Raw genomic sequence first — 14,187 nt, 5'->3', positions numbered from 1 at the left:
GCTTTCCCCGGACCGTTCAGACCATGTTTGACACTCGACCCCGGCAGTGACATTGCTCGGGAAACCCGAAGGCGGGATTGACGACAAGTGCTCGACGTCAACTTCTTCGACGAGCTGCGGATCGGCCTGGCCACCGCGGACGACATCCGTACCTGGTCGCACGGCGAGGTAAAGAAGCCTGAGACCATCAACTACCGCACCCTGAAGCCGGAAAAGGACGGGCTCTTCTGCGAGAAGATCTTCGGTCCGACCCGGGACTGGGAGTGCTACTGCGGCAAGTACAAGCGTGTCCGCTTCAAGGGCATCATCTGTGAGCGCTGTGGCGTCGAGGTCACTCGCGCCAAGGTGCGCCGTGAGCGGATGGGCCACATCGAGCTGGCCGCTCCCGTCACCCACATCTGGTACTTCAAGGGCGTTCCGTCGCGGCTGGGCTACCTGCTCGACCTCGCCCCGAAGGACCTTGAGAAGGTCATCTACTTCGCCGCCTACATGATCACGTGGGTGGACGACGAGCGCCGGACCCGCGACCTTCCCTCGCTGGAGGCCCAGGTCTCCGTCGAGCGCCAGCACGTCGAGAACCGCCGTGACGCGGATGTCGAGGGCCGGCAGAAGAAGCTGGAGACCGACCTCGCCGAGCTGGAGGCCGAGGGTGCCAAGGCCGACGTGCGCCGCAAGGTGCGCGAGGGTGCCGAGCGCGAGATGAAGCAGCTGCGCGACCGTGCGCAGCGCGAGCTGGACCGTCTGGACGAGGTCTGGGCCCGCTTCAAGAACCTCAAGGTCCAGGACCTGGAGGGTGACGAGCTGCTCTACCGCGAGCTGCGGGAGCGTTTCGGCACCTACTTCCAGGGCTCGATGGGTGCCGCGGCGCTGCAGAAGCGCCTGGAGTCCTTCGACCTGGAGGAGGAGGCGGAGAAGCTTCGGGAGATCATCCGGACAGGCAAGGGCCAGAAGAAGACCCGTGCGCTCAAGCGCCTCAAGGTCGTCTCCGCCTTCCTGCAGACCACCAACAAGCCCAACGGCATGGTGCTGGACTGCGTCCCGGTGATCCCGCCGGACCTTCGCCCGATGGTGCAGCTGGACGGTGGCCGCTTCGCGACCTCCGACCTGAACGACCTGTACCGCCGCGTGATCAACCGCAACAACCGCCTCAAGCGTCTCCTTGACCTCGGCGCCCCCGAGATCATCGTGAACAACGAGAAGCGGATGCTGCAGGAGGCCGTCGACGCCCTCTTCGACAACGGTCGTCGTGGTCGTCCGGTCACCGGTCCCGGCAACCGGCCCCTGAAGTCCCTGAGCGACATGCTCAAGGGCAAGCAGGGTCGTTTCCGTCAGAACCTGCTCGGCAAGCGTGTGGACTACTCCGCGCGTTCCGTCATCGTCGTCGGCCCGCAGCTCAAGCTGCACCAGTGCGGTCTGCCGAAGGCCATGGCGCTGGAGCTCTTCAAGCCGTTCGTGATGAAGCGCCTGGTGGACCTCAACCACGCGCAGAACATCAAGAGCGCCAAGCGCATGGTCGAGCGCGGCCGCACGGTCGTGTACGACGTGCTGGAAGAGGTCATCGCCGAGCACCCGGTTCTGCTGAACCGTGCGCCGACGCTGCACCGCCTCGGCATCCAGGCCTTCGAGCCGCAGCTGGTCGAGGGCAAGGCCATCCAGATCCACCCGCTCGTCTGCACCGCGTTCAACGCGGACTTCGACGGTGACCAGATGGCCGTCCACCTCCCGCTGAGCGCGGAGGCGCAGGCCGAGGCCCGCATCCTGATGCTGTCCTCGAACAACATCCTCAAGCCGGCCGACGGCCGCCCGGTGACGATGCCGACGCAGGACATGGTCCTGGGTCTGTTCTTCCTCACCACCGACCCCGAGGAGCGCGTGCTCAAGGGCGAGGGGCGTGCCTTCGGTTCGACCGCCGAGGCGATCATGGCGTTCGACAACCGCGAGCTCTCGCTGCAGTCGAAGGTCGACATCCGCTTCCCGGTCGGCACCGTCCCGCCCCGCGGCTGGACCCCGCCGGCCAAGGAGGAGGGCGAGGAGCCGTACCAGCTGGGCGACACCTTCCGGCTGGCCACGACCCTGGGCCGCGCGCTCTTCAACGAGCTGCTGCCCGAGGACTACCCGTTCGTCGACTACCCGGTGGGCAAGAAGCAGCTCTCCGAGATCGTCAACGACCTGGCCGAGCGCTACCCCAAGGTCGTCGTCGCGGCGACCCTGGACAACCTGAAGGCGGCCGGTTTCCACTGGGCCACCCGCTCGGGCGTCACCGTCGCCGTCTCCGACATCGTGGTGCCGGAGGCCAAGAAGGCCATCGTCCAGGGCTACGAGGCGCAGGACGAGAAGGTCCAGAAGCAGTACGAGCGCGGTCTGATCACCAAGGACGAGCGCACGCAGGAGCTCATCGCGATCTGGACCAAGGCGACCAACGAGGTCGCCGACGCGATGAACGCCAACTTCCCGAAGACCAACCCGATCTTCATGATGGTCGACTCGGGTGCCCGTGGAAACATGATGCAGATGCGTCAGATCGCGGGTATGCGTGGTCTGGTGTCCAACGCCAAGAACGAGACGATTCCCCGTCCCATCAAGGCGTCGTTCCGCGAGGGCCTGTCCGTGCTGGAGTACTTCATCTCCACCCACGGTGCCCGTAAGGGTCTCGCCGACACCGCCCTGCGTACCGCCGACTCGGGTTACCTCACCCGTCGTCTGGTGGACGTCTCGCAGGACGTCATCATCCGCGAGGAGGACTGCGGCACCGAGCGCGGTCTCAAGCTGCCGATCGCCGAGCGTGGCGCCGACGGCATCCTGCGCAAGACGGACAACGTCGAGTCCACGGTCTACGCCCGCTGCCTCGCCGAGGACGTGGTCGTGGACGGCAAGGTGCTGGCCACCGCCGGTGCCGACCTGGGCGATGTCATGATCAGCCAGCTGGTCGCGCACGACGTCGAGGGTGTCAAGGTCCGCTCGGTCCTGACCTGCGAGTCCGCCGTCGGCACCTGCGCCATGTGCTACGGCCGCTCGCTGGCCACCGGCAAGCTCGTCGACATCGGCGAGGCAGTGGGAATTATCGCTGCCCAGTCGATCGGTGAGCCCGGTACCCAGCTGACGATGCGTACCTTCCACACCGGTGGTGTGGCCGGTGACGACATCACCCTGGGTCTGCCGCGTGTCGTCGAGCTCTTCGAGGCCCGTACGCCCAAGGGCGTGGCCCCGATCTCGGAGGCCGTCGGCCGGGTCCGGATCGAGGAGACCGAGAAGACCAAGAAGATCGTCGTCACCCCGGACGACGGCACCGACGAGATCGCCTACCCGATCTCCAAGCGGTCCCGTGTGCTCGTGGGCGAGGGCGACCACGTCGAGGTCGGCCAGAAGCTGATCGTGGGTGCCACCAACCCGCACGACGTGCTGCGCATTCTGGGTCAGCGCCAGGTTCAGATCCACCTGGTCAACGAAGTCCAGAAGGTCTACAACTCCCAGGGCGTGTCGATCCACGACAAGCACATCGAGATCATCATCCGGCAGATGCTCCGCCGTGTGACGATCATCGAGTCCGGCGACGCCGAGCTGCTGCCCGGCGAGCTCGTGGAGCGCGGCCGCTTCGAGACCGAGAACCGTCGTGTTGTGTCGGAAGGCGGCCACCCGGCCTCCGGCCGTCCGCAGCTGATGGGTATCACCAAGGCCTCGCTGGCGACCGAGTCCTGGCTGTCGGCCGCCTCCTTCCAGGAGACGACCCGAGTGCTGACCGACGCGGCGATCCACGCCAAGTCGGACTCGCTGTTGGGCCTGAAGGAGAACGTCATCATCGGCAAGCTCATCCCGGCCGGTACGGGTCTGTCCCGCTACCGCAACATCCGGGTCGAGCCCACCGAGGAGGCCAAGGCCGCGATGTACTCGGCCGTCGGCTACGACGACATCGACTACAGCCCGTTCGGCACCGGCTCCGGCCAGGCCGTCCCGCTGGAGGACTACGACTACGGCCCGTACAACGGCTGAGTCGCAGCGACGCAGTAAAACCGCAGGGCGGCCACCCCGATCGTGGGGTGGCCGCCCTGCGGCGTTCACCGGCCCTGCCGCAGGGCGCGTACGGGCGCGGCTTCCAGGCTTGTGCAGCGGCTATCAGGGCGGCGCTGTACGGCACCACGACGCCTGTGAGGGGCGCCCGCACCGGATTCAGGCGTACTCGTTCTCACGCGGGGCGAAGATGAGGTTGCGGCTGCCGCTGGGGCGCTCTTCGTCCAGGGGGACGAGCCGGCGGTCGGTCTCGGAGATCCAGCGGAAGGTGTAGTCGAGGCCGGCGAAGGGCTCGGTGAGGCTCGGCAGGAGGGTGGACTGCAGTGCTTCGAGGATGACGACGGGGCGGTCGCGCTTGAGGATGTGCCGGGCGCCGGCCAGGACGCTGGGCTCGTGGCCCTCGACGTCGATCTTGATGAGGTCGACGGGGGTGTCGCCCAGGGTCTCGTCCACGGTGACCAGCTGGATCCGGGCGGTGATCGCGCTGGCCAGGGGCTCGGTGAACTCCTCCAGGGAGGAACCGGTGGACAGGAGATTCACCATCGGGAAGCGGATGTTGATGTCGGCGGAGCCGGCCCGGTCCGAGACGCCCTTCTGGTGGACGGTGAGGTTCTTGAGGCCGTTCGCACGGTGGTTGACGGCCAGCCGGGCGTGGATGGGCGGCACGGGCTCGAAGGCGTGGACCTTGGCCTGGGGGTTGGAGAGGGCGGCGATCATCGCGTAGTAGCCGACGTGGGCACCGATGTCGAGGACGGTGCGGCTCGCGGCGGCGAGGCGGCTCCAGTGGTGCAGGCTCGCGGGTTCGTAGCCGAAGCGGCCGTTCCAGACGGTGTCGAGGGCGACGGCCTCGTCGTTGACGCAGAACATCACGAAGGGCGGGCAGAAGCCCGATTCGATCTCGACCCACCCGTGGTAGGGGTGGGCCTTGCGATGGGTCTTGATGATCTCGGAGGCCGTGGTGGGCCGTACGAGGGCGGACTGCTCGACGGTCCGCCGGTTCTGCTCGTCCAGGTCGCGTATCCGGGTGCCGGTGCGGGGCTCCGTGCTCGTCGTGCCCGATTTCGATGAGATCTTGCGGAGGATCTTCACGAGGGCTCCTTGGCCGTGGTGTCTTCACTGGCGGTCTCCCGCCCCGAATTCCACAGGGAATGTACAGGCCGCACATGGCGCGGGGATGGAGAAGTTCAGCTGAGACAATGGACGGTGGGTCCCGCGACGCAACGGGTCCCGGAGTGGGGAGGTGCGGCACATGTCAGTCCCGTCGGCCTGGGGCGGCAACCGTCCGAACGTGCTGGCCTCCGACGAAGCCCGTGAGGCCACCGTCGAGGTGCTCAAGGGCGGATTCCTCGACGGGCGCCTTACCCAGGAGGAGTACGAGCACCGGATAGGCATCGCCTACCAGGCCCGTACGCACGGCGAACTGGGCGCCCTCACCCGCGATCTGCCGCGCCCGGTCCTGCCGCCGCCGCCCGGCACCAACGGCAAGGCGGTCGCGGCACTGGTCTGCGGAGCGGCCGGCATCTTCACCGGCGTCACCGCGGTCCCGGCGGTCGTCCTGGGCCACATGGCCCGCCGCGAGATCCGCCGCACCGGGGAGCAGGGCGACGCGATGGCGCTGACCGGGCTGGTGCTCGGCTATGTGATCACGGTCGCCATGCTGGTGGCACTGGTGGGCGTCGTCCTGCTGGTGGTGGCCGTCGCACAGGACGCTCACGGCACTTTCTAGGGCCGCGCGCTCCAGGGCATGCCCGAGGCGGCTGCTTTCATTTTGACCGGGGGCGGTGCTATAGGTACGCTCTGACCTTGTGCCTGGGGTGTGCCCGGGTTCTTGTGCGTGCACTCGTCCGCATGGGATCCCGAGGCCGAACACCAACAAATACGCACTTTCCTTCGCCGGAAAACGTATGAGGTCCGCGACACACCCGACCGCGTGGGTCGGAGGGTGTCGTAGAAACCCCAGGTTAGATGTATCGAGATCGGCACACAGAAACCGGAGAAACGGTGCCTACGATCCAGCAGCTGGTCCGGAAGGGCCGGCAGGACAAGGTCGAGAAGAACAAGACGCCCGCGCTGAAGGGTTCCCCCCAGCGTCGCGGCGTCTGCACGCGCGTCTACACGACCACCCCGAAGAAGCCGAACTCGGCGCTGCGCAAGGTGGCTCGTGTCCGCCTGACCAGTGGCATCGAGGTCACCGCTTACATTCCGGGTGAGGGTCACAACCTGCAGGAGCACTCCATCGTGCTCGTGCGTGGTGGCCGTGTGAAGGACCTGCCGGGTGTTCGCTACAAGATCATCCGCGGCTCCCTCGACACCCAGGGTGTCAAGAACCGCAAGCAGGCCCGCAGCCGCTACGGCGCCAAGAAGGAGAAGTAAGAATGCCTCGTAAGGGCCCCGCCCCGAAGCGCCCGGTCATCATCGACCCGGTTTACGGTTCTCCTCTGGTGACCTCGCTCGTCAACAAGATCCTCCTGCACGGCAAGCGCTCCACCGCTGAGCGCATCGTGTACGGCGCCCTCGAGGGCGTTCGCGAGAAGACCGGCAACGACCCGGTCGTCACGCTGAAGCGCGCTCTTGAGAACGTCAAGCCGGCCATTGAGGTCAAGTCCCGCCGTGTCGGTGGCGCGACCTACCAGGTGCCCGTCGAGGTGCGCCCGGGTCGTCAGTCCACCCTCGCGCTGCGCTGGCTCGTGGGTTACTCCCGCGCCCGCCGCGAGAAGACCATGACCGAGCGTCTGATGAACGAGCTGCTGGACGCCAGCAACGGTCTCGGCGCCTCCGTCAAGCGTCGCGAGGACACCCACAAGATGGCCGAGTCCAACAAGGCCTTCGCGCACTACCGCTGGTAGTCAGCACCCACATCGAGACCGAGAGAAGACTGAGCCTTATGGCCACCACTTCGCTTGACCTGGCCAAGGTCCGCAACATTGGGATCATGGCCCACATCGACGCGGGCAAGACGACGACCACCGAGCGGATCCTGTTCTACACCGGTGTGAGCTACAAGATCGGTGAGGTCCACGATGGCGCAGCCACCATGGACTGGATGGAGCAGGAGCAGGAGCGCGGCATCACCATCACGTCGGCCGCGACGACCTGTCACTGGCCGCTCGAGGGTGTTGATCACACGATCAACATCATCGACACCCCCGGTCACGTCGACTTCACCGTCGAGGTGGAGCGTTCGCTCCGCGTCCTCGACGGCGCCGTCACCGTGTTCGACGGTGTGGCCGGCGTCGAGCCGCAGTCCGAGACCGTCTGGCGTCAGGCGGACCGCTACGGCGTGCCGCGTATCTGCTTCGTCAACAAGCTGGACCGCACCGGCGCCGAGTTCCACCGCTGCGTCGACATGATCGTGGACCGCCTCGGTGCGGTTCCGCTGGTCATGCAGCTGCCGATCGGCGCCGAGGCCGACTTCAAGGGCGTGGTCGACCTCGTCCAGATGAAGGCCCTCGTGTGGTCCGCCGAGGCCACCAAGGGCGAGATGTACGACGTCGTCGACATCCCGGCCACGCACACCGAGGCGGCCGACGAGTGGCGCGGCAAGCTGCTCGAAGCCGTCGCCGAGAACGACGACGAGATGATGGAGCTGTACCTGGAGGGCGAGGAGCCCACCCAGGAGCAGCTGATGGCGGCCATCCGCCGCATCACCCTGGCGTCCAAGGGCACCAAGGACTCCGTCACCGTCACCCCGGTGTTCTGCGGCACCGCGTTCAAGAACAAGGGCGTTCAGCCCCTGCTCGACGCGGTCGTGCGGTACCTGCCGTCGCCGCTGGACGTCGAGGCGATCGAGGGCCACTCGGTCAGCGACCCCAACGAGGTCATCAAGCGCCGGCCCTCGGACGACGAGCCGTTCTCCGGCCTGGCGTTCAAGATCATGAGCGACCCGCACCTGGGCAAGCTCACCTTCGTCCGGGTCTACTCCGGGCGCCTGGAGGCGGGTTCAGCGGTGCTGAACTCCGTCAAGGGGCGCAAGGAGCGCATCGGCAAGATCTACCGCATGCACGCGAACAAGCGTGAGGAGATCCCCTCGGTGGGCGCCGGCGACATCATCGCCGTCATGGGCCTGAAGCAGACCACCACCGGTGAGACGCTGTGCGACGACAAGAGCCCGGTGATCCTGGAGTCCATGGACTTCCCGGCGCCGGTCATCCAGGTCGCGATCGAGCCCAAGTCCAAGGGTGACCAGGAGAAGCTGGGTGTCGCCATCCAGCGTCTCGGCGAGGAGGACCCCTCCTTCCAGGTTCACTCGGACGAGGAGACCGGCCAGACCATCATCGGTGGTATGGGCGAGCTTCACCTCGAAGTGCTCGTCGACCGGATGAAGCGCGAGTTCCGCGTCGAGGCCAACGTCGGCAAGCCGCAGGTCGCGTACCGCGAGACCATCCGCAAGACGGTCGAGCGCATTGACTACACCCACAAGAAGCAGACCGGTGGTACCGGTCAGTTCGCCAAGGTGCAGATCATGCTCGAGCCGCTCGAGGGTGGCGACGCGAACTACGAGTTCGTCAACAAGGTCACCGGTGGCCGCATCCCCCGCGAGTACATCCCGTCGGTGGACGCCGGTGCTCAGGAGGCCATGAAGTTCGGCATCCTGGCCGGCTACGAGATGGTGGGCGTCCGCGTCACCCTTCTCGACGGTGGCTACCACGAGGTCGACTCCTCCGAGCTCGCCTTCAAGATCGCCGGTTCGCAGGCGTTCAAGGAGGGTGCCCGCAAGGCGTCTCCCGTGCTCCTGGAGCCGATGATGGCCGTCGAGGTCACCACGCCCGAGGACTACATGGGTGATGTGATCGGCGACCTCAACTCCCGCCGTGGCCAGATCCAGGCCATGGAGGAGCGCAGCGGCGCCCGCGTCGTGAAGGGCCTCGTGCCCCTCTCGGAGATGTTCGGCTACGTCGGCGACCTCCGCAGCAAGACCTCGGGTCGCGCAAGCTACTCGATGCAGTTCGACTCCTACGCCGAGGTTCCGCGGAACGTCGCCGAGGAGATCATCGCGAAGGCCAAGGGCGAGTAGCTCCGGACCCCGGAGCTCCACGCAAGCCTTAGGCTTGACGGCAGGCAACGGGGCATTCCGCCGCAATCCACTTCGGGTGGCGGCGGATGTGCCCCGGTCGCCCGCACCCCCAGCAAAGATCACCTGGCGCCGATGAAGCAAGGCGTACAGAACCACTCCACAGGAGGACCCCAGTGGCGAAGGCGAAGTTCGAGCGGACTAAGCCGCACGTCAACATCGGCACCATCGGTCACATCGACCACGGTAAGACGACCCTCACGGCCGCCATTACCAAGGTGCTGCATGACGCGTACCCGGACCTGAACGAGGCCTCGGCCTTCGACCAGATCGACAAGGCTCCCGAGGAGCGCCAGCGCGGTATCACCATCTCGATCGCGCACGTCGAGTACCAGACGGAGTCGCGTCACTACGCGCACGTCGACTGCCCGGGTCACGCTGACTACATCAAGAACATGATCACGGGTGCGGCGCAGATGGACGGCGCCATCCTCGTGGTCGCGGCCACCGACGGCCCGATGCCGCAGACCAAGGAGCACGTGCTCCTGGCCCGCCAGGTCGGCGTGCCGTACATCGTTGTCGCGCTGAACAAGGCCGACATGGTGGACGACGAGGAGATCCTGGAGCTCGTCGAGCTCGAGGTCCGTGAGCTGCTCTCCGAGTACGAGTTCCCGGGCGACGACCTTCCGGTCGTGCGCGTCTCCGCGCTCAAGGCGCTCGAGGGCGACCCGGAGTGGAGCGAGAAGCTCCTCGGCCTCATGTCCGCGGTGGACGAGGCGATCCCGACCCCCGCGCGTGACGTCGAGAAGCCGTTCCTGATGCCGATCGAGGACGTCTTCACGATCACCGGTCGTGGCACCGTCGTCACCGGTCGTATCGAGCGTGGCGTGCTCAAGGTCAACGAGACTGTCGACATCATCGGCATCAAGGAGACCAAGACCACCACCACGGTCACCGGCATCGAGATGTTCCGCAAGCTGCTCGACGAGGGCCAGGCGGGCGAGAACGTCGGTCTGCTCCTCCGTGGCATCAAGCGCGAGGACGTCGAGCGCGGCCAGGTCATCATCAAGCCCGGTACGGTCACGCCGCACACCGAGTTCGAGGCCCAGGCCTACATCCTGTCGAAGGACGAGGGTGGCCGTCACACCCCGTTCTTCAACAACTACCGCCCGCAGTTCTACTTCCGTACCACGGACGTGACCGGCGTCGTTACCCTCCCCGAGGGCACCGAGATGGTCATGCCGGGCGACAACACCTCCATGACGGTCGCGCTGATCCAGCCGATCGCCATGGAAGAGGGCCTGAAGTTCGCCATCCGCGAGGGTGGCCGCACGGTCGGCGCCGGCCAGGTCGTCAAGATCACCAAGTGATCTAGCGATCTCGCTGGTCCGAGGGCCCCGTCCCACCGCTTCGGCGGCGGGACGGGGCCCTCGGCGTTCCAGGGGCGATGGTGGTGCCGTCCAGCCCGCAGCAGCTCGCAGCGGCCCGTAGCGGCCCGCGAGGCGCGTCCGGCCGGTGCTACGAGGAGTGCGCATGATGCGGCTGATCGGTGACCCTGCGTGGTGGATCACGCGGCGTCAGAGACCAAGTGGCGCGCTCCGGTTTGACAGGTCACCCCCCGGGGGTAAGGTACTGCGCCCGATTGGCGCCCGGCCCGCCCGGTATGGCACACTGTCCAAGTTGCTCGGTCGAGCGCCGATGTTGCGCGCCTCCCGTCGGGAGGACCGGAAGCGAGTCCCACGGTACTCGTCGTCTTATCTGCCTTCGGGCAGCAATGAGGCGGACGTACGGGAATCTTCCGGGAAGCGTCAGCGCGGTGCAGGCCAGGCATCTGGTGGGTGTCTTCTCCCACGCAATCCCTCCCTGAGGGTCTTCGCCATGCGGAGATTTAAGGGAGGGGGAGCGACACGCCCGACCGCGTGGGTCGGAGAAGACGGGTCGAGCTAGCCGATCCCAGCAGGTGCCGGAGCGTTACGAGAGACAGGACTACGAGGAAGCCATGGCGGGACAGAAGATCCGCATCCGGCTCAAGGCCTACGACCACGAGGTCATCGACAGCTCGGCGAAGAAGATCGTCGAGACGGTGACGCGTACTGGTGCGCAGGTTGCGGGCCCGGTGCCGCTGCCCACTGAGAAGAACGTGTACTGCGTCATCAAGTCGCCGCACAAGTACAAAGACTCGCGCGAGCACTTCGAGATGCGCACGCACAAGCGCCTGATCGACATCCTCGACCCGACGCCCAAGACCGTTGACTCGTTGATGCGCCTGGACCTTCCGGCCGGCGTTGACATCGAGATCAAGCTCTGAGAGGCGCGGAGAAGATGGCAAAGCAGATCAAGGGCATCCTGGGCGAGAAGCTCGGCATGACCCAGGTCTGGGACGAGAACAACCGTGTCGTCCCGGTCACTGTCGTCAAGGCCGGCCCGAACGTTGTCACCCAGGTCCGCACCAACGACGTCGACGGTTACGAGTCGGTCCAGATCGCCTTCGGCGAGATCGACCCGCGCAAGGTGAACAAGCCCCTCAAGGGCCACTTCGCCAAGGCCGACGTGACTCCCCGCCGCCACCTGGTGGAGATCCGTACCTCCGACGCCAGCGAGTACACGCTCGGCCAGGAGATCACGGCCACCGTGTTCGAGTCCGGCGTCAAGGTCGACGTCACGGGCAAGAGCAAGGGCAAGGGCTTCGCCGGTGTCATGAAGCGTCACAACTTCAAGGGCCTCGGCGCCGGTCACGGCGTGCAGCGCAAGCACCGCTCTCCCGGCTCGATCGGTGGCTGCGCCACCCCGGGTCGTGTGTTCAAGGGCGTGCGCATGGCGGGCCGCATGGGCAACGAGCGGGTCACCACCCAGAACCTGACCATCCACGCCGTTGACGCGGAGAAGGGTCTGCTCCTCATCAAGGGAGCGGTTCCTGGTCCGAACGGCGGCCTCGTCCTGGTCCGCACCGCGGCCAAGGGGGCCTGAGGACATGAGCACCATTGACATTCTGTCGCCCTCCGGCGACACCGCCGGGACCGTAGAGCTCCCGGCCGAGATCTTCGAGGCCAAGGTCAGCATCCCGCTGATCCACCAGGTCGTCGTCGCGCAGCTGGCCGCCGCCCGTCAGGGCACGCACAGCACCAAGCGTCGTGGCGAGGTCCGCGGTGGTGGCAAGAAGCCGTACCGCCAGAAGGGCACCGGCCGCGCCCGTCAGGGCTCGACCCGCGCCCCGCAGTTCGTCGGCGGTGGCGTCGTGCACGGCCCCAAGCCGCGTGACTACTCGCAGCGGACCCCGAAGAAGATGGTCAAGGCCGCCCTCAAGGGCGCTCTGACCGACCGGGCGAACCACAACCGCATCCACGTCGTGACCGGCGTCATCGAGGGCACCACGCCCTCGACGAAGGCCGCGAAGACCCTGATCGGCAAGATCAGCGAGCGCAAGAACGTGCTCCTGGTAGTCGAGCGGGCCGACGAGGCCGCGTGGCTGTCCGCCCGCAACCTGCCCCAGGTGCACATCCTGGAGGCCGGCCAGCTGAACACGTACGACGTGCTCGTCTCCGACGACGTCGTGTTCACCAAGGACGCCTTCGACCGCTTCATCGGTGCCGGCGTTGCCGAGACCGAAGAACTCGAAGGGAGCGACGCCTGATGTCCGAGGCGACCGCGATCACGAGCAAGACCTTCACGGACCCCCGTGACGTACTGGTCAAGCCCGTTGTGTCCGAGAAGAGCTACGCGCTGCTCGACGAGAACAAGTACACGTTCATCGTCGCGCCGGGCAGCAACAAGACCCAGATCAAGCAGGCCGTCGAGGCGGTCTTCTCGGTCAAGGTCACCGGGGTGAACACGATCAACCGGCAGGGTAAGCGCAAGCGCACCAAGACCGGTTTCGGCAAGCGCAAGGACACCAAGCGCGCCATCGTGACCCTCGCTGAAGGCGACCGAATCGACATCTTCGGCGGCCCGGTCTCCTAACGGAGTCCGAGTCGTCCGGAATCGGACGAGGACTGAGAAATGGGTATCCGCAAGTACAAGCCGACGACCCCGGGCCGTCGTGGCTCCAGCGTCGCCGACTTTGTCGAGATCACGCGGTCCACGCCGGAGAAGTCGCTGGTCCGCCCTCTGCACAGCAAGGGCGGCCGTAACAACGCCGGTCGTGTGACCGTTCGTCACCAGGGTGGCGGCCACAAGCGCGCCTACCGCGTGATCGACTTCCGTCGTCACGACAAGGACGGCGTGCCGGCCAAGGTCGCGCACATCGAGTACGACCCCAACCGCACCGCGCGCATCGCGCTGCTGCACTACGCAGACGGCGAGAAGCGCTACATCCTCGCCCCGGCCAAGCTCGGCCAGGGTGACCGGATTGAGAACGGCCCTGGCGCCGACATCAAGCCGGGCAACAACCTGCCGCTGCGCAACATCCCGGTGGGTACGACCATCCACGCCATCGAGCTGCGCCCCGGCGGCGGCGCGAAGATCGCCCGCAGCGCGGGCTCTTCCGTCCAGCTGCTGGCGAAGGAGGGCACTTACGCCCACCTGCGCATGCCGTCCGGCGAGGTCCGCCTGGTCGACGTCCGCTGCCGCGCCACCATCGGTGAGGTCGGCAACGCCGAGCAGTCGAACATCAACTGGGGCAAGGCCGGCCGCATGCGCTGGAAGGGCGTCCGCCCGACCGTTCGTGGTGTGGCTATGAACCCCGTCGACCACCCCCACGGTGGTGGCGAGGGCAAGACCTCCGGAGGCCGGCACCCGGTCAGCCCGTGGGGTCAGAAGGAAGGACGTACTCGCTCGCCGAAGAAGGCGTCCAGCAAGTACATCGTCCGCCGCCGCAAGACGAACAAGAAGCGCTAGGAGCGGGTTTAGATGCCGCGTAGTCTCAAGAAGGGGCCCTTCGTCGACGACCACCTGATCAAAAAGGTGGACGTGCAGAACGAGGCAGGCACCAAGAACGTCATCAAGACCTGGTCCCGTCGCTCGATGATCGTCCCGGCAATGCTGGGTCACACCATCGCGGTGCACAACGGCAAGATCCACGTCCCGGTGTTCGTCACCGAGTCCATGGTCGGCCACAAGCTCGGCGAGTTCTCGCCGACCCGCACCTTCCGCGGCCACGTCAAGGACGACCGCAAGTCGAAGCGTCGCTGACGGCGGGGTGTGTGAACGACTATGACTGACACCGAAGGGACAAC

At 66.5% G+C, this 14,187-nt stretch carries 13 protein-coding genes; 12 read left to right on the top strand and 1 reads right to left on the bottom strand.

The window, feature by feature from the left end; genetic code table 11:
• The first annotated feature begins 87 nt into the window (after positions 1-87).
• A complete protein-coding gene (locus OG607_RS17975) occupies positions 88-3,987 on the top strand; it encodes a DNA-directed RNA polymerase subunit beta' (RefSeq protein WP_405724171.1) in 3,900 nt (1,299 codons plus the stop codon).
• Between the two features lie 177 nt (positions 3,988-4,164).
• Here OG607_RS17975 and OG607_RS17970 read toward each other — a convergent pair whose 3' ends face one another.
• A complete protein-coding gene (locus OG607_RS17970) occupies positions 4,165-5,094 on the bottom strand; it encodes an FkbM family methyltransferase (RefSeq protein ID WP_405724170.1) in 930 nt (309 codons plus the stop codon).
• A 160-nt stretch (positions 5,095-5,254) separates the two neighbouring features.
• Here OG607_RS17970 and OG607_RS17965 point away from each other — a divergent pair, with 160 nt between their 5' ends.
• From OG607_RS17965 to rpsS, 11 genes are all read left to right on the top strand, one after another.
• Complete coding sequence (locus OG607_RS17965; RefSeq protein ID WP_405724169.1) at positions 5,255-5,731, top strand: DUF1707 and DUF4190 domain-containing protein; 477 nt, start codon at positions 5,255-5,257, stop codon at positions 5,729-5,731.
• 275 nt (positions 5,732-6,006) lie between these two features.
• The gene (gene rpsL, locus OG607_RS17960; protein ID WP_014144289.1) at positions 6,007-6,378 is read left to right on the top strand and encodes a 30S ribosomal protein S12; all 372 of its coding nucleotides are present in this window, start codon (positions 6,007-6,009) and stop codon (positions 6,376-6,378) included.
• A gap of 2 nt (positions 6,379-6,380) precedes the next feature.
• Positions 6,381-6,851, top strand: a complete 471-nt coding sequence (rpsG, locus tag OG607_RS17955; RefSeq protein ID WP_405724168.1) for a 30S ribosomal protein S7 — start codon at positions 6,381-6,383, stop codon at positions 6,849-6,851.
• A gap of 38 nt (positions 6,852-6,889) precedes the next feature.
• Positions 6,890-9,019 (top strand): elongation factor G, encoded by a 2,130-nt coding sequence (gene fusA / locus OG607_RS17950; RefSeq protein WP_405724167.1) that lies wholly within the window; start codon positions 6,890-6,892, stop codon positions 9,017-9,019.
• Positions 9,020-9,192: 173 nt separating this feature from the next.
• Complete coding sequence (gene tuf, locus OG607_RS17945; protein WP_405724166.1) at positions 9,193-10,386, top strand: elongation factor Tu; 1,194 nt, start codon at positions 9,193-9,195, stop codon at positions 10,384-10,386.
• 629 nt (positions 10,387-11,015) lie between these two features.
• Positions 11,016-11,324 (top strand): 30S ribosomal protein S10, encoded by a 309-nt coding sequence (gene rpsJ / locus OG607_RS17940; RefSeq protein WP_014144312.1) that lies wholly within the window; start codon positions 11,016-11,018, stop codon positions 11,322-11,324.
• Positions 11,325-11,338: 14 nt separating this feature from the next.
• Positions 11,339-11,983 carry a 50S ribosomal protein L3 gene (rplC, locus tag OG607_RS17935; RefSeq protein WP_405724165.1) on the top strand — a complete coding sequence of 215 codons (645 nt, stop codon included), beginning with the start codon at positions 11,339-11,341 and terminating at the stop codon, positions 11,981-11,983.
• Between the two features lie 4 nt (positions 11,984-11,987).
• Positions 11,988-12,647, top strand: coding sequence for a 50S ribosomal protein L4 (gene rplD / locus OG607_RS17930; protein ID WP_405724164.1), 660 nt, complete (start codon positions 11,988-11,990; stop codon positions 12,645-12,647).
• Positions 12,647-12,973 carry a 50S ribosomal protein L23 gene (rplW, locus tag OG607_RS17925; protein WP_329313628.1) on the top strand — a complete coding sequence of 109 codons (327 nt, stop codon included), beginning with the start codon at positions 12,647-12,649 and terminating at the stop codon, positions 12,971-12,973. The genes rplD and rplW overlap by 1 nt, the downstream gene beginning before the upstream one ends.
• Before the next feature lie 39 nt (positions 12,974-13,012).
• A complete protein-coding gene (gene rplB, locus OG607_RS17920) occupies positions 13,013-13,849 on the top strand; it encodes a 50S ribosomal protein L2 (RefSeq protein ID WP_329313626.1) in 837 nt (278 codons plus the stop codon).
• Between the two features lie 12 nt (positions 13,850-13,861).
• Positions 13,862-14,143, top strand: coding sequence for a 30S ribosomal protein S19 (gene rpsS, locus OG607_RS17915; RefSeq protein WP_030351437.1), 282 nt, complete (start codon positions 13,862-13,864; stop codon positions 14,141-14,143).
• Positions 14,144-14,187: the final 44 nt, after the last annotated feature.

The organism is Streptomyces sp. NBC_01537, assembly GCF_045040445.1.
Taxonomy (GTDB): domain Bacteria; phylum Actinomycetota; class Actinomycetes; order Streptomycetales; family Streptomycetaceae; genus Actinacidiphila.
The sequence above is the reverse complement of the archived record's forward strand: the minus strand, read 5'-3'. Positions and strand labels throughout refer to the sequence as shown.

Excerpts from the sequence above, each read along its gene's own strand:
- rpsJ (WP_014144312.1), top strand. The coding sequence starts at position 11,016 with ATGGCGGGACAGAAGATCCGCATCCGGCTCAAGGCCTACGACCACGAG.
- rplC (WP_405724165.1), top strand. The coding sequence starts at position 11,339 with ATGGCAAAGCAGATCAAGGGCATCCTGGGCGAGAAGCTCGGCATGACC.
- rplD (WP_405724164.1), top strand. The coding sequence starts at position 11,988 with ATGAGCACCATTGACATTCTGTCGCCCTCCGGCGACACCGCCGGGACC.
- rpsG (WP_405724168.1), top strand. The coding sequence starts at position 6,381 with ATGCCTCGTAAGGGCCCCGCCCCGAAGCGCCCGGTCATCATCGACCCG.
- rpsS (WP_030351437.1), top strand. The coding sequence starts at position 13,862 with ATGCCGCGTAGTCTCAAGAAGGGGCCCTTCGTCGACGACCACCTGATC.
- OG607_RS17965 (WP_405724169.1), top strand. The coding sequence starts at position 5,255 with ATGTCAGTCCCGTCGGCCTGGGGCGGCAACCGTCCGAACGTGCTGGCC.
- fusA (WP_405724167.1), top strand. The coding sequence starts at position 6,890 with ATGGCCACCACTTCGCTTGACCTGGCCAAGGTCCGCAACATTGGGATC.
- rplW (WP_329313628.1), top strand. The coding sequence starts at position 12,647 with ATGTCCGAGGCGACCGCGATCACGAGCAAGACCTTCACGGACCCCCGT.
- rplB (WP_329313626.1), top strand. The coding sequence starts at position 13,013 with ATGGGTATCCGCAAGTACAAGCCGACGACCCCGGGCCGTCGTGGCTCC.